The 21,216-nt window shown below is 58.5% G+C and carries 18 protein-coding genes and 2 pseudogenes; 9 read left to right on the top strand and 11 right to left on the bottom strand.

The annotated features are described in order from the left end of the window. Positions 1–925 precede the first annotated feature (925 nt). A complete protein-coding gene (locus tag BRA1253DRAFT_RS44185; RefSeq protein WP_009859265.1) occupies positions 926–1,099 on the top strand; it encodes a hypothetical protein in 174 nt (57 codons plus the stop codon). A gap of 885 nt (positions 1,100–1,984) precedes the next feature. Then, on the top strand, positions 1,985–2,197 hold the full coding sequence (locus BRA1253DRAFT_RS00650) for a hypothetical protein (RefSeq protein WP_009859263.1): 213 nt from the start codon (positions 1,985–1,987) through the stop codon (positions 2,195–2,197). A gap of 104 nt (positions 2,198–2,301) precedes the next feature. On the opposite strand, the gene BRA1253DRAFT_RS00645 is transcribed toward BRA1253DRAFT_RS00650, so the two are convergent. From BRA1253DRAFT_RS00645 to BRA1253DRAFT_RS44180, 4 genes are all read right to left on the bottom strand, one after another. After that, a complete protein-coding gene (locus tag BRA1253DRAFT_RS00645) occupies positions 2,302–2,502 on the bottom strand; it encodes a cold-shock protein (protein ID WP_007601715.1) in 201 nt (66 codons plus the stop codon). 400 nt (positions 2,503–2,902) lie between these two features. Continuing rightward, positions 2,903–3,184: a hypothetical protein gene (locus tag BRA1253DRAFT_RS00640; RefSeq protein ID WP_157158502.1), complete on the bottom strand. Its 282-nt coding sequence runs from the start codon at positions 3,182–3,184 to the stop codon at positions 2,903–2,905. A 536-nt stretch (positions 3,185–3,720) separates the two neighbouring features. Further along, positions 3,721–4,227: a hypothetical protein gene (locus BRA1253DRAFT_RS43220; RefSeq protein WP_157158501.1), complete on the bottom strand. Its 507-nt coding sequence runs from the start codon at positions 4,225–4,227 to the stop codon at positions 3,721–3,723. A gap of 132 nt (positions 4,228–4,359) precedes the next feature. Then, a complete protein-coding gene (locus tag BRA1253DRAFT_RS44180) occupies positions 4,360–4,866 on the bottom strand; it encodes a hypothetical protein (RefSeq protein ID WP_198288222.1) in 507 nt (168 codons plus the stop codon). Between the two features lie 551 nt (positions 4,867–5,417). Here BRA1253DRAFT_RS44180 and BRA1253DRAFT_RS40800 point away from each other — a divergent pair. The 7 genes and pseudogenes from BRA1253DRAFT_RS40800 to BRA1253DRAFT_RS00595 all read left to right on the top strand — a co-directional run bounded on the left by BRA1253DRAFT_RS40800 (position 5,418) and on the right by BRA1253DRAFT_RS00595 (position 13,235). Further along, the gene (locus BRA1253DRAFT_RS40800) at positions 5,418–5,906 is read left to right on the top strand and encodes a septal ring lytic transglycosylase RlpA family protein (RefSeq protein WP_198288213.1); all 489 of its coding nucleotides are present in this window, start codon (positions 5,418–5,420) and stop codon (positions 5,904–5,906) included. Between the two features lie 185 nt (positions 5,907–6,091). Then, positions 6,092–6,331, top strand: a complete 240-nt coding sequence (locus tag BRA1253DRAFT_RS00625) for a hypothetical protein (protein ID WP_009859261.1) — start codon at positions 6,092–6,094, stop codon at positions 6,329–6,331. A 1,574-nt stretch (positions 6,332–7,905) separates the two neighbouring features. Further along, positions 7,906–9,621, top strand: a complete 1,716-nt coding sequence (locus BRA1253DRAFT_RS00615; RefSeq protein ID WP_009859259.1) for a PQQ-binding-like beta-propeller repeat protein — start codon at positions 7,906–7,908, stop codon at positions 9,619–9,621. Between the two features lie 126 nt (positions 9,622–9,747). Beyond that, positions 9,748–10,080, top strand: a complete 333-nt coding sequence (locus BRA1253DRAFT_RS00610; protein WP_009859258.1) for a cytochrome c — start codon at positions 9,748–9,750, stop codon at positions 10,078–10,080. 26 nt (positions 10,081–10,106) lie between these two features. Then, on the top strand, positions 10,107–10,874 hold the full coding sequence (locus tag BRA1253DRAFT_RS00605; RefSeq protein WP_009859257.1) for an ABC transporter substrate-binding protein: 768 nt from the start codon (positions 10,107–10,109) through the stop codon (positions 10,872–10,874). A 6-nt stretch (positions 10,875–10,880) separates the two neighbouring features. Further along, positions 10,881–11,744, top strand: a complete 864-nt coding sequence (locus BRA1253DRAFT_RS00600; protein ID WP_035992122.1) for a sugar phosphate isomerase/epimerase — start codon at positions 10,881–10,883, stop codon at positions 11,742–11,744. Between the two features lie 556 nt (positions 11,745–12,300). After that, positions 12,301–13,235: pseudogene (locus tag BRA1253DRAFT_RS00595) on the top strand (SMP-30/gluconolactonase/LRE family protein). Positions 13,236–13,367: 132 nt separating this feature from the next. Here BRA1253DRAFT_RS00595 and BRA1253DRAFT_RS00590 read toward each other — a convergent pair. The 7 genes and pseudogenes from BRA1253DRAFT_RS00590 to BRA1253DRAFT_RS00555 all read right to left on the bottom strand — a co-directional run bounded on the left by BRA1253DRAFT_RS00590 (position 13,368) and on the right by BRA1253DRAFT_RS00555 (position 20,824). Next, positions 13,368–14,309, bottom strand: coding sequence for an alpha/beta fold hydrolase (locus BRA1253DRAFT_RS00590; protein WP_009859255.1), 942 nt, complete (start codon positions 14,307–14,309; stop codon positions 13,368–13,370). Positions 14,310–14,487: 178 nt separating this feature from the next. Further along, complete coding sequence (locus BRA1253DRAFT_RS00585; RefSeq protein ID WP_009859254.1) at positions 14,488–15,000, bottom strand: phasin family protein; 513 nt, start codon at positions 14,998–15,000, stop codon at positions 14,488–14,490. 491 nt (positions 15,001–15,491) lie between these two features. Beyond that, positions 15,492–16,682, bottom strand: coding sequence for a PHB depolymerase family esterase (locus BRA1253DRAFT_RS00580; protein ID WP_009859253.1), 1,191 nt, complete (start codon positions 16,680–16,682; stop codon positions 15,492–15,494). 3 nt (positions 16,683–16,685) lie between these two features. Next, the gene (locus tag BRA1253DRAFT_RS00575) at positions 16,686–17,105 is read right to left on the bottom strand and encodes a CopG family transcriptional regulator (protein WP_035992306.1); all 420 of its coding nucleotides are present in this window, start codon (positions 17,103–17,105) and stop codon (positions 16,686–16,688) included. A gap of 765 nt (positions 17,106–17,870) precedes the next feature. After that, a complete protein-coding gene (locus BRA1253DRAFT_RS00570; protein WP_009859251.1) occupies positions 17,871–18,365 on the bottom strand; it encodes a DUF4440 domain-containing protein in 495 nt (164 codons plus the stop codon). A 365-nt stretch (positions 18,366–18,730) separates the two neighbouring features. After that, positions 18,731–18,905: pseudogene (locus tag BRA1253DRAFT_RS46045) on the bottom strand (autotransporter outer membrane beta-barrel domain-containing protein); the annotation flags it as partial. A gap of 1,607 nt (positions 18,906–20,512) precedes the next feature. Beyond that, positions 20,513–20,824 carry a hypothetical protein gene (locus BRA1253DRAFT_RS00555; protein ID WP_157158499.1) on the bottom strand — a complete coding sequence of 104 codons (312 nt, stop codon included), beginning with the start codon at positions 20,822–20,824 and terminating at the stop codon, positions 20,513–20,515. Positions 20,825–21,216: the final 392 nt, after the last annotated feature.

The raw sequence follows: 21,216 nt of genomic DNA, 5'->3' as shown, positions 1-21,216 counted from the left end.
CCTCTATGGCGAGCTCATCTGCCAAGCGTTCGAAAAGTGCGCGCTTTTGCGGGTCGCTCGATCGCCTGCATAAGGGCCAAATCCGCGGCATCCGCACGGAGTTTGTCCAATTTTTCCCTTAGGTCCGCCATGGTATCGGCCCCGTCCTAGACCCACCTCGTCATGCGTGACGAGATGCAGGTCAGCGGCGGAACACACTATGGGTTCTTCGTTAACCGATTGTTAGGCCTACATTCGTGAAGGCCGAGATGTATGAACGAGCGCCCGCTAGCTTTGCCGAGCGCGTCTGCGGCTATACGATCAATGCTTCAGTGCGCACACGTGGTCACGAGCAGCATGGTCCGGCTGCATTGCCAATCGGACCCCAACATTGGTTCATGGACTCCACGAGGAGTACCGACCGCCATGCTGGTACCAGCCGCCACCAGAACAGCGGCCGTCAGCGCGAGCATTCGATACGATGCCAAGTTCCACTTCATCCTTCATTGCGCTTCCCTCCAGTGGAAGGGCGCACGCTAGGCTCAGGAATACCTCCCGCTTGCAGGGTATTTCCTAACAGTCATCACAGTCGCGTGCAGCAACCACGCTGCGTCAACCGGCGGCCCCTCGAGGCGGTAGGCCCCCGAGGCGCAGTCATACGTGATGCTGCAGTCCCCAGAAGGCGATCAGCGGAAGGGCTGCGGCCCCAATTCCCAGCAACAGGAGAATGGCTTCCAGCATGTCGAAACAAGCCCCGCCCAAGGGAATCATACACATGGGTGAAACTTAGTCATCGTGGACTGGCCTGCCCCGGTCCGATCTGATCAAAGAAAAACTCGCCGGCCTCCCTTATCGTGAGCACCGCATCATCAACCGGCAATTAAGGGATCTGGAACTATCTTACACGTAAGTTCTTCCGTTCTGAATGGCCACTGGAGGCTAACAGATGACGGATGAACAGCTAGCTCTTCAAGCTGTTAGTGACGCCCAGCGCATTTTGGAAGAATACTTAGAACCGAGGCCCCGCAATAACGAGCGCATCATCTTGGACAAGCTGGTGGAAGTGCTCGAGCGGCCAGATCTTCTGGTCGCCGTTCATCGGATGCAGCGCGGCTCGTAAGCGCTCCGTTGTCGCGCCGTTGCTGGTCGGCTCGTGCGAATTCGAGCCAGTCCTCAGCAAGCTTTAGCCACGGCTCCGCATCGACGGACTGACGGGCTTGCGCCGCCCGTTCCCTGCACACCTCAGCTAACTGGTAGAAGCGAAGTACATCTTCCGACATGCAAAATGACGCAACTAGGCCCATCATCCCGCCTCAAGAGTATCGCCTCTTCCGACACTCTCTGTCGAATATCTCACATATCATCCCTGATTGGGGTGAATCCTCGCCACTGTGCTAAATGGGCAACCCCACCGGCCCGCAGACGCTTTCAGGTGCCGGCTTTGCCGGTTGCCAGCACCATAGAGGCAGACGCCGCGTGATAACTCAGCAGGTGGCGTACCAACCATCAGGGAACGGCAGCAGAGGCCATTCGCCCGCGGTGTCATTCGCGGCCTCCGGCTCGGCGACGATTGGCCCACTTGCCGAAGGACACCACGCAGGACGCGCCCCCGGCGCGCGATCATAGGGGTGCTGGTCGGAAGGCCCTGTGCTGCTGAAGTGCATAGACTCGATCGAGATATCTCAACAATTAAATTGTTAATGTAGCTATTAAATATTAACTATTTGACTTGTTCAATCACGAAATGGTTGAATAGGTTTCTCCTACCGCCGCCCCTGCGCGGTATTAAGGCCAGCGACCATGTCCTTGGCATTTCCGCACTGGCTGATGATCGCAGGGGCCCTACTGGTGGGTGCCGGCTATATTGGTGTCCTCGTCAGCGGAAAGAAAGCGAACAGGGTTGATCGACCTCCAGGCGAGCCGATCGATCTGCCGGCTTTACCGCTCCTCAACTCGCATGACCCGCAGTAGCTCGCGCGCGTTCCCCCAAGAGCGAGGGTTAGCAATGGCTGTCAGAATTGAATGGGGTCCGCTTGAGGCGATAACGAACGTCCGCAACGAAGCGTGCAAGGCTCGAGACTTCATCATCCACTCCCATGATGGACACGTGCAGGGGCAGATTGTCGTGCCTGACGACGCCGATCAGTTCGTCATGGGGGCATGTGAAATCCGGCTTCTCGAACTGCTAAAGGACGCCATCAAGGAACTGGAGCGGTGAAAGCGCCGAAGATCGCAGCACCAAAGCGTGTACTCAATTTCGATACACGTGATCAACGCGCCCGGCCCGCCGGCGCGAACCGGCGGGCCCTGTCCCAGCCACGCCTACAGTCTCAGATTACCTGCGGACTGCTTGCCCCGATCGCTCACGATCTCGTAGCTCACCTTTGCACCTTCTGCCAAACCACTGAAGCCAGCCTTCTCCACTGCTGATATGTGGACAAAGACGTCCTTCCCGCCGTCGTCGGGCTGAATGAAGCCATAGCCTTTGGTCGCGTTGAACCACTTCACAATACCTGTTGCCACGCGCGTCTCTCCTGAAAAATGACCGTGGCAACATGACAGAAGCTGACAAAAACGAAAAGCCCGCCAACTTAGGACTTAGTTTAAAATGCGAGTTGGATGCATGACCGCTTATACTGGGACAGGCGTCATGTTGCCCACATGAGGAAGGCAGCCAACGTGAACCGGCGCCTCCCGTGAATTTCCAACGATGGACCAGCAGGGAACGAACACCTCAATAGGGAGCTTCAGAATCTTGCCGGCTCCCCGCGGAGCTGGCGGAGCGGCTCCGGCCACCCAAAAGTCCCCCTTGAAGCCGGGGCAATCTCACTGCTGGGCGCGTACACAGTCGGGACGAACTCGTCGGCTTGGAAATGGCCGTCAGTGTGAACCGGCGAATTTTGTTGCAATCAAATGCGACGCGCTAACGCACTGAGCGCAGATAATGGTCTTGTCGGTTGGCGCGGTTCATCTCAGCGAAGGCCTTCCCCAAATCTTCCGCCGTATGCTTCGCCTTGAAATTCTCCCATGCGACCATGAATCGCCCCTTCGCTTCATCGAGCGAGCCAGCTTCCCCGAACGGCGGACCGGGAAGCGTCACGATGCACGTCCACAACCAGAACCCCGGGGAGCGTTCGTTGGCGTAGCGGATGCGCCCGACTAGCTGCCGGTCCTCGTGAACCGTGTAATCATCCAGGCCGATCATCCGCAGTGTCAGAGGCATTGTGGCTTGCCGCAGGGTAGAAACGAAAATAAAGCGCGGCGGATTACAGTGTGCCAATTAAACCTCGCCTGACCTGCGCGGCGAGGAACCCGTGTCCTCACGGCGCCGTTGCTGTCTCGCTAGCTTGCCCAAGCTGGCGGTGCGGCCCCGGCGTACCTCAAGAGCCAATCCTGAAGCCGGGGCCGTCTCTCCGCCATCGGTCTTTTCGGAGCATATGTTGTTGCGCGGCGCACAACGCAGGTCCTGCCGCCGTAACTCCAGCTTGCGTCACGACCGCGTGCACGAAACCGTTTCGAGCCTCACACGGAATGACGCTGAAACAACGCCCTCCAAAACTGAACGGCATTGACCTCTCGAGGAGGGTAATATGCGGAAACTATTTTCGGTGCGGCCTTACTGCCGATCGCATTCGTGGGGTGTTTAACGATTATCTCGGCGGCCCTTTCTGCAGCCCGGGATGGCAAGGCCGCAACATTCTCCGAACGCTTTGCACCCGCGCTGAAGTCCGCCTCGAGCGGCTAAATGCACTCACAGCCCTTGTGAACCTGATCTGGCGACGGCTTGCTTACATGAAACTGGCGGGCACCGGGGCGCGGCGGTGGCAAGGGCACAAAGTCAGCAAGCCTCGCCTGCAGCTCTAGCTCCCCAAACGGCGTGGTGAGGACGGGAAGCATATGCAGGCCGAGTTGGGCTCCGAGCGTCGCCAATGCCAGCAACGCTTGCGAATGAGGAGGCCCGAACAAGAGCACCCGGCCACCAAAGCGCTCGCCCGCGAGTCGCTCCAAAACACGGACCGCTTCCATGCCCTCGCCAGCAAACCCGAGCAGAAGCAGATCAGGAATGTCGGCGTTGATTACTCCGGTTACTTCGGCTGAATGAGCGCATTCACAGATGGCGAATCCGAGTTCTTGAAGCGCTTCACAAAGAAAAGATCGAATGTGTTTCTTCGAGTCAGCCACGCAGATGCGAGGCACGACTTTTCGTTGGCCAAACCTGATCGGTTTGACTGCGTTGTCTTTTTCCAAAGCCCGTTCCCCGCCCCAAAAGGTGTCACACGGCCTGTGCAATACCGCGAGAACGAAGTGGTTGCCGTCTCTGTTTTGAGATTGAACCGTTAGGCTTAATCGCCACAATGAAAGTCAATTTGGATGTGCCGTCTACCCCACTACTTCTAGTGATCTGCGTCTCTCCGGCCAATGTTTGGCCACCTCTCTGAACCAATTGAACATCTCGTTCAAACTTCCAGCGGTCTGAAGCGCCACGAGCATCCATCGCGGTCCCTTCCGCCTGAGGCCGCGCAAATCCGCTCGCAGCAGCAGCGCCAGCGCGGCTGGAAGCTTTATTCCTTCCATGCCCCGGCATTGGGGCTTAACCCAGTTTGGAGTTTGGCGATCTGGTCTTCGGTCTGTCCGTTGGACCAGGACGTCGGTAATCGCTGCGCTGACGGGGGCCTTGTCCTTGACGACGCCGTTGGCGAAAGACACGACTAGGCTTGCGCATGCTCGTTCCAACGATGATTCAAGCTCTCCGTGAGCCTTCTTGCGGATCATCGCACGGAAACCGGCTATGATTTCTCGAGCTTCCACCAGGAGAGGAATGCCTTGCTCAATTGCCGCAATAGTGACGGTCTCTGACTTTGATAGCGTATCGCCGCCATTGGTCATCAGCGCGCGATAGGTCTCGCGGACGGTACGCGCTGCAGGCTCTGAGCATTGGACATTTCGGCACGCCAACGGCGTGTCCCCATTCGGCAACGACTCGCACCGGGCTAAATCCCTGCGCCTTGAGGCAACCCACAGGTCGGCGCCATTATAGTGACCAGCGGACCACTGAACATCGAGCCATGGCAGGCAACGTACGGAGCGTCTTAGGTGACTCGCGGCCTCTCGCCCCACCAAACTGTGGCGGTCCGTTCAATGTCCTCCTCGTGTCTACAATCAGGGCGAAGACATTCACGCCACTGATTGAATCCCTGCACGTACAGGCGGTGTTGACGCTCGCTTCGCCAGAGAGCTCTAGAACTGATGCCGTTAACGTGGTGCGTTGCAGCGAGCTATCTGCTTGCTGCGCTGCGTCTACGTTCCGCCATGGGTAGTACATCACCTTTCTACATATGAATCGGGGATGTGCCGGAACGTGCGTTATGAGTTTGCATTGTTTCTCTGTTTTGTGATTTGTAGCGAGGTCGATCATGCGCCCGCTTTCTGGAATGATAATGATTGCAGCGGTCTCAACTTGGACGGGGCTTCACGCGACCCCTGCTGTCGGGCAAACATTCAATGACAGATGGTCCGTCGTTCCAAAGGCTCACGCGGAGCCCGCTCCTGAAGTACTCGATCAGGCAAAGAAGGAGGAGCCGCAAGCGCAGTCTCCGAACGGACAAGAGCCTTTGAAAGATCGTTCAGGGGCTCAATCTTTCAATCGATTCATTTCCGGAAAAGCCTCTTACTATTCGTATTCCAAAGGCAAGACAGCGAGCGGTTCATCGTTTGATCGGAATCTACTAACCGCGGCGCACCGCCGTCTGCCGTTCGGCACGAGAGTCCGCGTCACTGATCTTGAGACGAATAAGTCGGTGGTCGTTCGTATCACCGACCGCGGACCATGGGTCCGTGGCCGCGTCCTCGACCTCTCGCTGGCGGCCGCGCGCAGCTTGGGGATTACAAAACGTGGCGTTGCTCAAGTCCGTGCTGAGGTGTTGTAGCAGACGTGCATTGCCGTGCGAAAGGACGCAACCGCCGCCCACGCGCCCCTACGTCAATAGTCCGGCTTTTGGCCTGAAACGAATTTGCCGTGTCTCTAAAGAACCCTGACGCTATCGCGGCCCTCGTATCGGCCCTTAGGCTCGTCCACGGAGACGAAGTCGCGCGAACCATGCTCCAGGAAGGTATGAGCCTCGCCACGCTGATCGACACGATGTTCTCCGCGCCGATAGCACATCGCGATGCCGTTCGATACGTCGCGAGTGCCTTAGATGACTTCGCCATTACACCAGAACTTGGCCCGGTCTGGGATCTTCGTTACCTGTATGATGATCAGCCCGACTCATTTCGCATCGTCGATTTGGAGATAGCCACGCCGGCCGGTACGCTGTCTAGCAACGACCTTTGGCTTCGGCTGCCCGTCTAACTAGCTCCCAAGCTCTGCAAGGCCGAACCGTGCTTCTACGATTAGCCGGAACCCCCTGCCCTACGTGCCGGCCTTGTAGGTCTTGATCGTGCCGGCCCGGTATGTCACAGCATGAGAGGACGCCGCTGCAGCTCATCGATGCCCTTTCTCCGCAGGGCTGCGTCTTTACATGCCATGGCCTGAGCCCAGTTGGCCGCGATGATCTAACTGCTCCCCCGCCCGTTCACGTCGGCGAAATTGCGAGATCGGTGACGCCGAGCGAGGCCTGAAATCTTGATCGCACTTGCATCCTGCGTGCAGGATGGCAGCTCTCTTAAATCCGCGAGGGATCGACCTTCCGAGCACGAACGCGACGAAGAGCGACTGCAAGGACGATTTTAGAAGCTAGCAATTGAAACCGGCGTGTACAGAAAGTATTCGCAGTTGAGCGGCGCGAGGCGTGCGAAAAGGACACTATGCCTGTCGAAGTCGCGAGAGCCCAGCAGGACGAAGAGGTTCACATCCTTGCGGGCGGATGCCCATAGTGGCATCACGTATTGCGATTTGGCCGAGTTACCGTAGTTCATTACCGTAGCTTATTTCTAGAACCGTCCAAGGCTTGCGAAAAATGAACATCTTCGCGAGGGTTTAGCGCCCACAGTTTGGAGGAGTGGATATCCTCTAACTTCCGAAGTTTGGGGATTATTGACAGAAGCACTCGAGAACGCTCCGCGAGCCTCCTCCTGGGCGCAACAAAGCGTCCGCCACGTCCAGGTTAAATGTGCTCCATGCCGCGAGTTCCTCGAAGTCGCTAATGTGGTGTGCCGCGCGACAAGTTCGTTGCTCGCTTGATGCTTGCATCTGGAGGGAACGTTGGATGTTGCACCCGCATTAAGAGGCGTCGGCACTCTTGCCGGCATACAAGAGGAGATTCCATCAATGAGGAAGATTTATCTAGGAGTGCCGATCAGCGCCGCATTGTTGGCTATCGGTGCATTCGCAAACGCTCAAGGAACTTCGACGGGTGGGTCGAGTGGTCACGATCTCAAACAATGCTGGGACGTGGCTAATAAGGTGGTTCGGGACGTAAGCGGCGCCACCGCAACTGGACCATCCGGAAATACCACGGTCGGCTCAACAACATCACCTGGGTCAAGCTCTGGCACTTCTTCCGCTGCTTCTTCCGGTACGAGCGCCAACGCCAATGCTTCCTCGCGCCCAGCAGGAATGCCCGACTGCTAGCGATCCGATCGCGCCGGTAAAAGTGCTGACCTGGTACTCCCCCGCTCAACGGGGGTTTTTTTCGCCGAGGCGGCTCCCCAGCCGCAAGACAGGGTAGACTTCGGTAAGAGGCGCTGACATTCACTAGCCGTGCCGCGTGGGAATTCCATCGTTGCACAAGACGTGATCCCGCGTACTCTGCGAGTGGGTTGGTGCACCAGAGCCAGTCCGGTCAGCGTAGCTACTTGTGAGAAGAGCGAGAGGAAGTGTGCGGCACCTGATATGTGGTGGCGAAGAAGCGCCGCATTGAACGGCGAAACTCCTCGGAGGCGGCTACTCAGTCCACAAATGTTAAAAAGCGGGAGGAACTCTACATGAAGAAGCAGTGGCGTTATTCTTGTTTCCCTGTTGTTATTGGTGTGACGCTTATGGCGTCAGGGGCGTTTGCGCAATCCGTGGACACGGCCCGGATTGAATCCGCCGGTCAGAACGATTGGCTGACCTATCATGGCTCATACAAGTCGTATCACTACAGCCCGCTAGCACAGATCAATCCCAGTAACGTAAGCAATCTGGGCGTTGCCTGGATCCATATTCCGGGACGTTCCACGCGAGGGCTGCAATCGATGCCTCTCGCGGCCGACGGGGTACTCTACTACACTGGGTCCTACAGCCGCACGTTTGCACTGAACGGCGCTACCGGTGAGGTGATCTGGTCTTACTTCCCCGAGTTGGACGAGGCCCTGATCGCGCGGCAGACCCACTCCCCCTATAATCGCGGTGCCGCCATCGGCGAAGGGAAGGTCTATGTCGGAACCATGGATGGCCGCCTCATCGCGCTCGACATGAAGACCGGAAAGGTCATGTGGGACACCAAGCTGATCGATTCCCAAAAGCTGACCGTTGGTTTCACCGGAGCGCCGCTTTACGCCAAGAGCACAGTGGTGATCGGCGCGCAAGGCGGCGAATGGCCGGGCCGGGGTCCGATCTTCGGTGTTGATGCTGCAACCGGCAAGAAGAAATGGGAATTCCTGACGGTTGCCGGCACCGACGACGCCATAAAGACCTGGGGCAATGACTCGTGGCGGACCGGCGGCGGCGGCGGCTGGATGCCTGGCACCTACGACGGCGAGACAAACACAATTCTGTGGGGGACTGCAAACCCGGCTCCGCTCTACGACTGGTCGGGAGCCGATTACAAGACGCAAGGGGCGCGTCCCGGAGACAATCTCTACACCACCTCAGTGCTTGCGCTCGATATCGACACCGGCAAGCTGAAGTCATATCATCAGGAGCTACCTCACGACGCCTGGGACTTTGATAGCGCGGTCGGCGAGTTTGTGATGCTCGATCGCGATGGCCAGAAGTACATCGTCCATCCGAACAAGAGCGGATATATCTTCGTTTACGACCGCAACCTCGCCGTCAAAAACGTATGGCGGATCACGCAGAACAGCAATTTCGTCAAGGATATCGATCCCAAGACGGGTGAGCTAATCGGTCGCCGCGACTTCTCCGCCGGGAAGGCTTCCGAACCATTGTGCCCTCACATATCTGGTGGGGTGAGCTGGAATTCCGGATCGTATAACCCGAAGACAGGCCTCTATTACAAGCTCGGCCAGGAATGGTGCATGACGCTCGAAGTTCAGAAGACGACTCCGATCGTTGCTCCTCAGGCCCAACTCAACATCGGAGCCGACTTCAAGATCGCTCCGCCGCCCGGCGGTGAGATCTATGGCCATCTGGATGCGCGCGATCCCATCACCGGCGCCAAGAAGTGGGAAGTGCGCTTCCCCGAGCCGCCGCTCGGAAGCGTATTGTCCACTGGAGGCAATCTGGTATTCGTCCCGGACTCGCGCGGCACGGTCCATGCTTACGATGCCGATTCCGGTGCCGAATTGTGGAGCCACGGCGACGGCACCGGCCACCAAGGCGGCATCATCAGCTACGCCGTCAATGGTAAGCAGTACATCGCGGTCGTCGCCGGCTTCGGCGGCATGGCGTCGGATGACTACGCGCCGACCTTCGGCGGCGTCTACAAGAGCATGCCTCGCGACGACGGCGCGCTCATCGTTTACAGTCTGAAATAATGCTCGTGACGCCGGGAGGGAGCGGCGTGACGCCGCTCCCTTTGTCAAAGCGGAGCTAACGAAGCTCGGCGCAAATTGGATCCCTGAGAGGTCGGGTTGGCCGGTATGCGATTGGCTTGGAAGATCATGACGTTGTCGACCTCGACACTGGCCGCGCTCCTTACGATTGCCAGCTTGCCCTCTCGCGCGCAGCAACCTACTCCGGGCGCTCCGGATAACCAACAACTCGATGTCGGGCAGTTGTTCGCGACGACCTGTGGTTGGTGTCACTCCGACGGCGGTCGCGCTGCCGGCAAGGGGCCGCAGCTCATGGATAGCAAGCGAGATGACGACTTCATCCGCAACCGCATCAAGAACGGCAAGGAAGGCGCGATGCCGGCTTTCGGCGTGACGTTCAGCGATGCGCAAATCGACGAAATCATGAAATACATCCGCGCCCTGAAGCCACATGAAGGCTAGGCGACATTGATCTACACAGGGGTTTCATGAAAACTTATTTAGCCCTCGTGGTCGGCGCCCTGCTGGAACTAACCAGTATTGCGCAGGCTCGTTCTCTCGACGCGATCCGCAACTCCGGTGTGCTTGGACTATGCGCCCACCCCAACTCGCTTCCTTTCGCCAACAAGGCCGGTGACCCTCCCGGATTTCAGATCGAGTTGGGCAACGCGTTCGCGCGCGAGCTTGGTGTCTCACTGAGGTCAGACTGGATCATCACTCAATACCAGATGCGGAGCGCGGGCTGCGACATCGTGCTCGACATCATCGCCGACCGCGAGGCGCAGGGCGAGACCAATCTGAGGATATCGAAGGCGTATTACCGCACAGGTGTTGCGCTGGCAGTTCCTCATGGAAGCAAACTCACCTCCTTCAAGAGTCTCGATGAGCACTCGAAAGTTGGTGTCCTGGTCGGATCTATGGCGGCCATGACCCTCGGTCGGCGCCACGTGCCCACGTCGACGTTTGGTTTCGAGGTCGACAGCCTAGAGGCTCTTGCCAATCATGAGATTGATGCGGCAGCGGTCACCCCGACGACCGCCAGCTATTTCAATGTGACGCATCCGGACAAGGCGGTACGCATTCTCGAACTCGACGAGAACGAGGCGAACCTTAACTGGAATGTTGCTGTTGGCATGGTGCGCCCGGATGACCAGTTGCGTGAAGCTATCGACGGAGCCCTGGACCGGCTGCGAACCGACGGTACGATCAATCGGATATACGAGCGCTACGGTGTCGTCCTACAAGCGCCAAGATAGCCCAGTATGCCGGCGGAACTCAGCAGGCGAGCTGTTTTAGGATTCATCGCGGCTGGGGCGATGATGACAATCGATTCGACATTCGGTGGAGAGGTGCGGAAAACTGGCCTGCAGCTCTACACGGTTCGTGACCTGCTGAAGGTCGATTTTGAGAGGACTCTGAGGAGAGTTGCCATTCTCGGCTACAGCGAGGTGGAGTTTGCCGGCATTCTCGGCTCAGACGTCAGCCACACCCGTAAGCTCCTGCTAGGCCTGGGTCTCACTGCCCCATCACTGCATATCGACTACCCCAGTCTGCGGGACAATGCCCAACCATCGTTCGAGATCGCTCATTTGCTCGGCAGTCGGTTTGTCGTTTGTCCATGGTTGGATCCGTCGGTACGGAAGACCACCGATGATTGGAAGCGGATCTGCGATAATCTGAACACGATTGGTCAATTAGCGTCGCGGTCGAACTTGACCCTCGCCTATCATAATCACGACTTCGAGTTTGCTGCCCTGCCCGGTGGCATCCAGCCGTATGATGTTTTGCTGAGGCGCACGGACGAGCGCTTGGTCAAGTTCGAGCTCGATGTTTATTGGGCAACCAAAGGAAATCTCGATTCTGCGCGCGTCTTGAGGGCAAATCCATTGCGGTTTCCACTGGTTCATCTCAAGGACATGGCAAAAGATGGTTCGACCACCGAACTAGGTCGCGGCACGATCGACTTTGCCAGCATACTCGAAGCTGCGCGCCAGAGCGGCGTGAGACATGTTCTCGTCGAACAGGATGTTTCAACTGATCCGCTGCGGAGCATAGAGACAAGCATCGCATTTCTTCGGAACCAGCCATATCTTTCGCGCGAGTTCATTCGGCCACGCACACCGTAATGCTTGTGATCAACCACACCTGATCGTGACTCCCCTGGAGCCCCTGGAGGAACTAGCATGTCGGTGCCGGCGGTCCCCTTGCCGGCCGAAGCGAGAGGCTAGACCCCAGTTTCCCCGACCCGGGAGCTGGGGCTTTTTTTGAACCCGTTTGGCTCATCTCATCCCTACGCGATCGACCTCGGGGCGGGTGCGCACAGCGAGATGCGCCCCATTCGCCAAGGATTGCCTTCTTCACGCTCAGCGCACTGCTCGACTTCTTGGCCCCATCTTTCTCGTGCTACAATTTACGATGTCCGAACGACAGCACTGCTTGGCAAGCAGTTCGGATCGCCGATCAGCGTCTCGCAAAAATTGTCAATGCAACAGGGAGGTGATGATGAACAGACGCGCGTTTCTCACCACAACAGCAGCCGCGACAATGGCAGCAACCGTGAAAATGGCTTCGGCTGCGAGCGTAGCGCCATTCGGTCAAACGGGCGCTCCAACCAGGTCGACCGAGCCGTTGCCATTGGGGCCGCTATCGGGAAGCCGCTACCCGGATGCTCACCTGGAATCCATGAAGAAGGGCAAGGCCACGTTCGGGCCGGCTGACTTTCCGGCGTTCGCCGGAACGATGGCGGTAGAACGCGTCGCAACGGGATTTCGATGGGCCGAGGGGCCGGTCTACTTCCCGGCTGGCCGCTATGTCCTGTTCAGCGATATTCCAAACAACCGCATCATGCGCTTCTCGGAAGACGAGTCACGTCAGCGTGTTCCGCCAGCCATCCATGAACTCGAACGGTAACACCATCGATCGCGAGGGCCGTTTGATCACCTGCGAGCATTCTGGCCGACGCGTTACCAGGACTGAATTGGACGGTTCGATCACAATCATTGCTGACAAGTACAATGGCAAGAGGTTGAACTCGCCAAACGACGCGGTTGTCACGTCCGATGGTGCGATCTGGTTCACCGATCCGGCCTACGGCATCGGCGGCTTCTATGAGGGCATCAAGGCCGAGCCCGAGCAGGAAAAGCACAACGTTTACCGCGTCGATCCTAAATCAGGGGACATCAAGGTGATCGCCGATGATTTCGTCGAGCCGAACGGGATTACCGTTCGCGCCCGACGAGAAGAAGCTCTATGTGATCGACACCGGTTTCACCGACGGGCCCGACAATCCCTCTCACATCCGGGTGTTCGACCTTGATGTCGCCGCTGGAAAGGCGTCGAACAGCAAGGTCTTTGCGGAAATGCCCAAGCCCAGCATTACCGACGGCTTACGCTGTGACACCGAGGGTCGTGTCTGGTGCTCCGTGGGTTGGGGCGATCCGACCGAGGACGGGGTGCGCTGCTATACGCCAGGGGGCGAACTGCTAGGTAAGATCCACATTCCGGAAACCGTCGCCAATCTTTGCTTCGGCGGCCAGCAACGAAATAGACTTTACATCTGCGGTTCGACCTCTCTGTACGCAGTCTACACAAGCGCGCAGGGCGCAATGAAGCCATGACGGTCCGACGATCAGCATGACTTGATCCGGTAAAAAGGCGGCCTTTCGGAATCTGACGCGGGCTGCGCCTCACGGGGCCCGCGTGAGTGGACCTGTCTGCGATGTCAGGTTCGGCGCGCTCTTCAACACGCCTCATTGGGCAGCCAGCGCCGCCACGGCATCCGCTATTCCCGCAGCATCTGCATAGGTAACCATGTGACCGGCATCCTCGACCAGATGTAGCACCGAGCTAGGCAACACCTCGTGCAGGCGGCGCGACTGGTCGGCCTCGATGAGCCGGTCACCCTTTCCATGCAGGATCCTAACGGGAGACCGGATGCCCTGATACTGAAGCTGCAACTGCGCGGCCGCTGGAATAAGGAACGCGCTCTCCTCGGCGGCCGCCCTCAACTGCTTGGGCCGTAGAGCCAACGAGATCGGAAATTCATTCTTGAATTTCGGCGGAATGGCACGCGGCGCGAACAGCGTGCGCATCAGCTTCGGCGTAATAGCCCACGATATGATCGGCGAGATAGTGTAGCGCATCAGATCCCCGAGCAGCGGCAGTGCCGGACCTGACATGAGCCAAAAATCCATCCGAAAGGTTGGAAAATAGTAGCCGGACACAAGCACGAGCCCACTCACGGCATAACCGCTTCGCAGCGCCAGCGCGATTGCCACCAGCGTTCCCCAGGAGTGGCCGAGCACCACGGGATTGCGCACTCCAAGCTGATCAAGAGCCTTCGCGAACAAGGAAGCTTGCGTTGTGGCCGTCCAGATGCGCGTGCGCGGACGGTCGCTGTAGCCAAATCCTGGCCGGTCGAAGCAAACGACGCGATAGTCTTGGGCCAGGCGGTCGACCAAACCGCTTAGGACGAGATCCTGAATCATGGTGCCGTTCCCGTGAAACAGGACCACGCAAGGGGCGGCGGTATCGCCCCGTTCAATATAGTGAAGGCGCACTCCGTCGCACTCGGTAAAGACGCCGATCGGGGGATTCTTTCGCTCCGCTGCCACCTGAAACGCGATGTTGCCGAGGATCAAAACGACAAGTCCTGCCAAAACGATCATCAGCACGGCTTCTGTTGTGGACATGGTGTCAACCTATATGCGCGATGGCGGGTACCTCGGATTGGGCGCACCGAGGCCGCTTAGGGCCGATGCTGATTCGGCTCCCTCGTTGTGAGCCGCGCGCCCCAGCCGAAAGCAAGCAACCGCGCGTGCGTGATCGGCGTTCGCTTCCATCCTTTGCCGCAGCGGATACGGCTTGCAGTTATCGTCCCGACAGAGCGGTGAGCTCTTGGGGCGGATTGATGCGCCAGACCGGATAAGCCGCCAGTTCTTTCGAATGCTGCCCGACCATATCGAGCCGTCTGTTTGTAAACTCCGTAATGACGCCAAAAAATTCAGTCGGTGACTTGATCGTCGCAAGTCTGAGGCCGAATTCAAAAGCAAATTGCGCGTTGGCCGCGGCTATCTCAAGAAGCTTCGCTTGATACGCCTGCATGTTTGCCGTCGCTAAAGCAACGCCTTTCGTTGGATCGCTATCCGTGATTCTCGGACTGAGGTCATCCGGTAAGGCATCCACCCGAGGCTCAATGAGAGGAACCTCGTGTTTAGAGTCATCATAAAGCCCAAGGGGCGGTTCAATCGAGACTGCCGCAACAGAGCGAAGTAAATCCTGTTTCGGGCTTCGAACAATGGCCTGCTTGTTCTGTTGGGCCCGCGCGGCCATTTTCGGATTGCGGGCGCGCTTCGGCGCTGTCGCCGGCTTGCGTTTGCTCATCTGACACTCCAAGAAAATGGGGGGCGACCACAACGGTCATTTCTGAAAGGACAACAGGCTTTGTGACGTGGCGTTCCAAGCCCTTGCATTGTTGGAGTCCCGCATGAACTGAGATCAATCGGACGTTCTGCGCTGTCGAGGATGATTTTAGGTAGCAACTCCAACCAACAAACGTCTAGCTGGCGATCTTCCAGACCTATGCTCAACGGCGCCAGTCTGAGAACGATCGGGCCTCCGCGCGTGGCGCTCTCCAAAGGACCGCTTTATCGCGGACGTTCTCATCACGGACGTCAAGCCGCCGGGAGACATCGACGGATGGCACATACCGAACGTTGCCGAGAGGATTATCCTAAAGTCCCGGTGATCTATGCGACCTATTTCTCGCCCGTCGCGCCCAGCGCTGGCGGATAGAGGCCGGCTTCGGCGACGCCAAGCGGTCCGGACGCTCGGCGACGTGCTCGAGGACAACCTGAGCGCCCTGTAAAGCCAGACTACCCACCGAGCGAATGCTCGAGGAAGAAGCGCAGCATTTCCCTCGTCGCATCCGGCCCTTGCGGATCAGTGTGGGACCCGGCGGGGCTACCTCCTGACCACGCGTGTCCGGCGCCATCGATGTTCCAGTGTTCGGAAATCGTCCGACCGGCCCCGTCGATCAGGACGGTGCGAGTATAGGCATGGCCGTGGGGTACGCGTCCGCGAAGTACCGTCGTCGTCGGCCTCGTTGCCCTGGCGGACTGCTCGATAATCTGGTCGCCATTCTTTGGATGCACCGTAGTGTCGCGATCGCCATGGAAAACGATGGTCGGCACGGAAATTTTGCTATCCGCAATTGCCTTGAAGCCGCCTCCCTGCCGCATGGCTACGAACGCGGAGGGAAGATCGCTCGCGGCGCCGCACGCGAGACCTGAATGAATTCCGACGGCCGCGTACAGGTCGCTATACGTTGCGCCCATGATCGCGGCGGCGGCCCCGCCGGCGGACAGCCCCCCGACGTATACGCGTTTCGGATCGATCGCATGGTCGCGCATGATCTCGCGGGTAATGCCGGCGATGATCGAGGGCTCGCCCCCGCTGCGGCGCTGGTCGCCGGTGCGAAACCAGTTCCAGCACTTCGACTGGTTGGCTCCGCTCGGCTGCTCAGGATAGACCACGAAGCAATTCTGCTCTTCCGCCAGAAAGTTCATCCGGGTGCCGGCCGCGAAATCGTCCGGCGACTGGGTGCAGCCGTGAAGCATTACGATCAGGGGAAGCTGTTGTCCCTGACATCGGCTTGGGATGAATAGCTTGTAGGTCCGGCTTCCCGCGGCGTTACTGAAGGTACCGGCGATAAATCGTGTGTTCTCGGGCACGATGTCCGATGGGGACAGAGGAACGCGCGTGATCGGACTTCGCAGGCCGAGCCCGGAAAAATCCCGCATGCCGTCGACCGGTATGGAGCGTCTGCGTCCCTGAGCAGAGCGGGTCGGCGCAATCTGCGGAGCTTCCCGCTCCTCGACAACTTCGGCGGTGGCGTCGATGGTGAGCGGATCGAGCCGCGGGAGCCGAGCCTGAGAGGCGCCGCGAGACTCCGGTCTTGGAGCGCTATCGCCCTGGAGCATGCGCTGCAGCAGCGCGGTGGCCTCGACCAATTGGCCGGCACGCGTGAGGCGGGTTGCTTCGCGGACTATGTCTTGATTCAGCATCGTTCACCTCGTTCTGTCGGCGAGAGCGGCCTTGACCGCGGGAGTGGCGTGAAGGGCACCCAGCACCGAGACCGACGCGATTGTGGCGCGAGCCAACTCGGGAGTGACGTCCTGGGCGATGGTGGCTAAGCCCAAAACATTGATCTGCAGCATCTCGCCGGTGCGCCGCGCCGCTTCGAGATCTTCGCGAGTGTAGTTGCGCAGCCCAAGGTCCAGGTTCTTCCGGGCCGTGGATTGTCTGACGACCTCCACGTGGCGCTCGAGCTGGTTCCGGATTGCTGTCCGGATGAAATCGGTCCGGTTCGAATAGAACCCTTCCTGCACCATAAGATCGACATGACCGAGGTCGACGTAGCCAAGGTTGATCGTGATCTTCTCAGTGTCGGGGGCTTTGGGTCGCAACTCGCGCACATTGTCGGCCATAGCGCTAAACACCCCAATCACCATCCCACTGGATGGCGTGTGGCTGATATTTAGATGTCCCTAGGGGACTTTCAAGGGATGAGCGGATATACCGCGCCCAAGGGCGCGAGATCTGAGAATGGGAGCGTCACCCGTTTGGACTTTGGCGTCCATCCGGCGAGCACGCCGCTTGCGCTCCCCGGCCACTGGGAATGCATCCAATGACCTTCGAACAATTCGCAGGCGCGCCGTCACGTCGAGAGCGGTCGCCGCATCGTCGCGCGCCAGGCAAATTCCTGGCGAAACTCATCACCGCAAGCCCAAGGGCCAGCTCGTTCAAGGGCTTCAAGCGGAAACAGGTTCGGCGTGCTCCCACGCCGGGCGCACACCAAAATCGAGAACACCGTCCGGAACCTGGGAATTGAAGTCGACGATGCACTCGCAATAGCAGGGCAGGTCGACGTCTGAATTGGCTGAGCAGAGCGGACCTGCTCTGCCCCTCATTACCCGCGACGGCGGACATCACGGCGGCTGAACCGCTCTTCGGCTTAGGGCCAGACTCGGTCCTGCAGGGCTTTCCTTGCTGCAGCCCGGTCTTCACTCAGAAGCTGTTGTTCGGTCCGATCAAGGAGCCGCGCCGCCCCGTCATTTTCGAGAGGCGAGGCCCCTTGATCTCACGCGGCGGATGCGAGTCGGCTTCCGTGGCCGAAAGACCCACGTTTCAGTTGCTGCCTCCGCCCGTTTGGGCGCGAAAGCCGGTTACGACGAACTACTCTCGGGTGGGCACTATTTTCCACTCGGCGCGTTCCCCGTTGTAGTCGCCGTGGCCCCCGCTTGCTGCGGCTGCGGCGGCGCTGCCTTAGGAGCCGACGTCAGCATACGAATCTTCCATTGCCCATTCTCACGAACATCAAGAGCAGTCCAAATAGCGTTTATTTCTAGGGCATCGCCTTTCTCACTCTTACCAGTAATGTGAGCTTCGCCAGCTGATAGAGCCATGTTTTCTGACAATGGCTGAACTTCGGTCACCTTCACCTCGAGGCGATCAAGTCCAGCTTTGAAACCGTCCTCGTAAAACTTGGTATTGTCGGGCTCAATTCCATTCTGAGAAACACGCAGGTAGTTCTTCGTATAGAGTGACGTAATCCCGGCAGCATCTTGTTTGTTGAAGTGCTGCTCGTATGCTGAAGCTATCTTCCCAATTTCCTCCTTGAGATCTGCCGCAGTCGCAGGAACAGCCGACAGTAATAGTGAGAAACATACAGCTCCAAATGCGCGCATGATGTTAGCTCCCTGCTGTTGATGCCTCCCTAGAATAGAGGATGGAGACGAGGCTTACCTCCGTCCTCCTAAGCAACGTCGATCGCGCGGTCGCCCGGTTTCGAGGAACAGGTCCTGTCAGTAGTATTACGGTTGGTACACCTCGGGCGCACTAGCGCCGACCTGCCACTTTCTTGCTGATTCATCGGATGATCGCGAAGTGACGTTGGCTCCTGCTCCAATATAGCTCAACACCGCGATGTCGGCCATGGGTCAAAGACTGCCTCGGCCAAGCCGAATTGCGCTGTTCGGCTCGCCTTCGAAAGCTGCCCCCCCCAGTTTTCTGAGCGAAGGGCAGCCACGGGCCAACAGCGGAAGTCGCGATGTTAGCAAGCATATCGCACCACGCCCTTTGGCGTAGCTGCGCGTCACGTTGGAGAACTCCCCTTCGAAGGTTGCGGCCGTCGGCCAGCCGTTGATCCATTTCATTTCGGCGGACCGGTCAGCAACCGTCTGCCGTGCGCCGTTGACCACAAAGCTCGTCCCCCGCAGCGTCTGAAACTGGCGTTTATGGCGCTCTGCTCGCGGCGTCGCAATACTTGGCTGAAGCACCGACCGGCCAGTTTCTAATCAGATCCTGCTTCACGCCTGCTGGGACGAAACTGTGGCTCATCGTCACGCCGCGGGCAGATGATTGAAATCGCCTAACAACTGGTCGGGCGTTCGCAATAGGGCGATTCCCCATCAACCTGTTGATGACGTCCCTGGCGGCTGTCCTTTCCATCCAGAGGTCATGATCCGCGTCGGAGACGGCGACGCCGAAACGCATGCTTATTACCGCGCCAGAAGCATCACAAGGAGTGATGGCACGTGCTGGGAGCGTGAAGGTCTCATGGAAGAGATTGTGCGCCAACTCACGGATGCGGCCGACGGCGTGTGTCCTCGGTGTGCGCAGCTGGTTGCTTCCCATAACCGACGGGCCGCGCCGTCAGGACACCGAAAAGGGAAAACCGAGGCAAAAACCTAGAGCTGGCTAGCTGACCGCGCTTCGGTACAAACCGCCGGTTCGCGCTGGCTGGCTTTCGGCAGGATCGCGGCAAGACAAACTTCAGGATGGCCAGCCTTCATGGAGACGCGGGACAACTACCTGCTCCGGCTGGCGAGCGTTTTAGACGATGTCGGGGCGGACCAGCAGGTGATAATTCGCGATCGGTACATCGAGTACGCGTTCGGCGGGAATGACGCGCTCGCTTTCTTGCAGAGGCCGAAGTCTTCGCCCGCGCTCATGGCTGCACCTTTCATTACAACCGCATTGAGCAACAGGGCGTGTTCACCAGGTCCTATCCCGCCGGAGGCAGGGCTTAAGCGTTTAGGAACGACCACGCAGTTTGATCTTCTTCTTTAGCTTGGAATAGCGAGCCTCGACCGAGGCCTGACTCCGGCCGAGGTATGCTGCAATGTCGCTGAATGACGCTCCGGTCGCGCGCATCTGAAAAAGTATTTTGTCGTCCTCTGCGGACCAAATCGCCGAACTTTTAGGAGCCCCGAATCGGACCATTTCCACCCTGCTGCCAATTTTTTCGATCAGACAAAAGCAGGACCGCGATCAGGCAAATTATGGCGGCTGGCATCCCAAAAACAACCGCTTACAGGTTGGGCAGTCGTACAGGCGCACGCCGGATCGGCAGTGTTATCACTGTGTCCCAGCAGGAGGGCCTCACCGCTAGGAGCGCTCCACGAAAAGGCCGCAGCGGCAAACCACTGCGGCCAGCCGGGTTAAAATGAAGACGTGAAATATTGATTCCAGCCCCGGCAAGACAAGCCTACAGCGACGGCTCAAGTTCGCAATGTCGTCGATGTCACACTTATGGAAAACTTAAACGTCAGTCTTGCTGACTGAGGGAGGGCTCGCCGGGGCTGGCTAAAGCGAGCCCTCTCTCGTGTGCGAGGCCGCCCCCCGGCTGCCTCATCGCAAGACCGATAGTCTGCGCTAGAACGCGTCAGATTAATGTCCAAACTAATATGGAAATTTGACGATCCGGTTTTCCCGACTTCCCGACAACTGTCTTCATCAGGGCTGAAGACCTAAGCCAAACATCAAAACGAGAGCCTTGTGACGGAGCGCGCCAGCGGTGCGCTGGTCAGCGCGCAATTCGCAAGCCGCGCAGTTATCCAACCATCGCGACGATATTTGAGCTCGCCTTCTGCTTATCGACACGGGCCGAAAGGTAGTAGTTGCGCGTTCCCATATTGATCAAAGAAAGTGTTAGCTCTCCATAGCCGAGTTCTGAATACAACTCCGTGTCGACTGCAAAGGATGCATAGGCGCCGACGTTATGCACAGATCCTGCGGCGCCGCATGCCGAGCAGACCATGCGCAACCCGACGCTCGACCACGGTTGATCCTGCGGGAGTGTCTCGAGCCGCACGTCAACCCTGCGATCGCAACGGCCGTTCAGGCATTGGATGTTGCAGGTCACGTGGCCCTCAGCCAGCCATTCAGCGGGGCTGCGGGGCGGATAATGACCGGCCCATTTCATAAATCGGCGAGTGCGCATGCCGCCATCAAAACGGCATCGTAAGTAGCGCGCAAAATATCGATTCCTAGTAGCTCCACGCCCGCGAGAGCTACTGAGTGTCGTGGGTGTGGAAAAGAGAAGGCCGCCCGTGCGGCGGCCTTCTTTCAATTCTTGTGTCTTCGGATCGCCGACGCCTCAGCGGATCATGGTCTTCCGCTCCGCTCCGTCTCGCCTGGGTACCACTTCGAACGCCGAAGCCAAACGGCGCGGCTGGAGCAGGACAGCGAACTCTTCGAGCGGTAAGGGCCGAGAAAAAAGATAACCTTGCGCCATGGTCGCGCCGTTTTCGGCCG

This window comes from Bradyrhizobium sp. WSM1253 (assembly GCF_000244935.1).
Lineage (GTDB): Bacteria > Pseudomonadota > Alphaproteobacteria > Rhizobiales > Xanthobacteraceae > Bradyrhizobium > Bradyrhizobium canariense.
Note: the sequence above shows the minus strand (reverse complement) of the source record. Positions and strands in the feature narration are given on the sequence as shown.

Bases quoted from the DNA above. Each gene is read 5' to 3' on its own strand.
- BRA1253DRAFT_RS44185 (WP_009859265.1), top strand. From the start codon at position 926: ATGACGGATGAACAGCTAGCTCTTCAAGCTGTTAGTGACGCCCAGCGC.
- BRA1253DRAFT_RS00650 (WP_009859263.1), top strand. From the start codon at position 1,985: ATGGCTGTCAGAATTGAATGGGGTCCGCTTGAGGCGATAACGAACGTC.
- BRA1253DRAFT_RS00640 (WP_157158502.1), bottom strand. From the start codon at position 3,184: ATGATCGGCCTGGATGATTACACGGTTCACGAGGACCGGCAGCTAGTC.
- BRA1253DRAFT_RS44180 (WP_198288222.1), bottom strand. From the start codon at position 4,866: ATGACCAATGGCGGCGATACGCTATCAAAGTCAGAGACCGTCACTATT.
- BRA1253DRAFT_RS40800 (WP_198288213.1), top strand. From the start codon at position 5,418: ATGATTGCAGCGGTCTCAACTTGGACGGGGCTTCACGCGACCCCTGCT.
- BRA1253DRAFT_RS00625 (WP_009859261.1), top strand. From the start codon at position 6,092: ATGAGCCTCGCCACGCTGATCGACACGATGTTCTCCGCGCCGATAGCA.
- BRA1253DRAFT_RS00615 (WP_009859259.1), top strand. From the start codon at position 7,906: ATGAAGAAGCAGTGGCGTTATTCTTGTTTCCCTGTTGTTATTGGTGTG.
- BRA1253DRAFT_RS00610 (WP_009859258.1), top strand. From the start codon at position 9,748: ATGACGTTGTCGACCTCGACACTGGCCGCGCTCCTTACGATTGCCAGC.
- BRA1253DRAFT_RS00605 (WP_009859257.1), top strand. From the start codon at position 10,107: ATGAAAACTTATTTAGCCCTCGTGGTCGGCGCCCTGCTGGAACTAACC.
- BRA1253DRAFT_RS00600 (WP_035992122.1), top strand. From the start codon at position 10,881: ATGCCGGCGGAACTCAGCAGGCGAGCTGTTTTAGGATTCATCGCGGCT.
- BRA1253DRAFT_RS00590 (WP_009859255.1), bottom strand. From the start codon at position 14,309: ATGTCCACAACAGAAGCCGTGCTGATGATCGTTTTGGCAGGACTTGTC.
- BRA1253DRAFT_RS00585 (WP_009859254.1), bottom strand. From the start codon at position 15,000: ATGAGCAAACGCAAGCCGGCGACAGCGCCGAAGCGCGCCCGCAATCCG.
- BRA1253DRAFT_RS00580 (WP_009859253.1), bottom strand. From the start codon at position 16,682: ATGCTGAATCAAGACATAGTCCGCGAAGCAACCCGCCTCACGCGTGCC.
- BRA1253DRAFT_RS00575 (WP_035992306.1), bottom strand. From the start codon at position 17,105: ATGGCCGACAATGTGCGCGAGTTGCGACCCAAAGCCCCCGACACTGAG.
- BRA1253DRAFT_RS00570 (WP_009859251.1), bottom strand. From the start codon at position 18,365: ATGCGCGCATTTGGAGCTGTATGTTTCTCACTATTACTGTCGGCTGTT.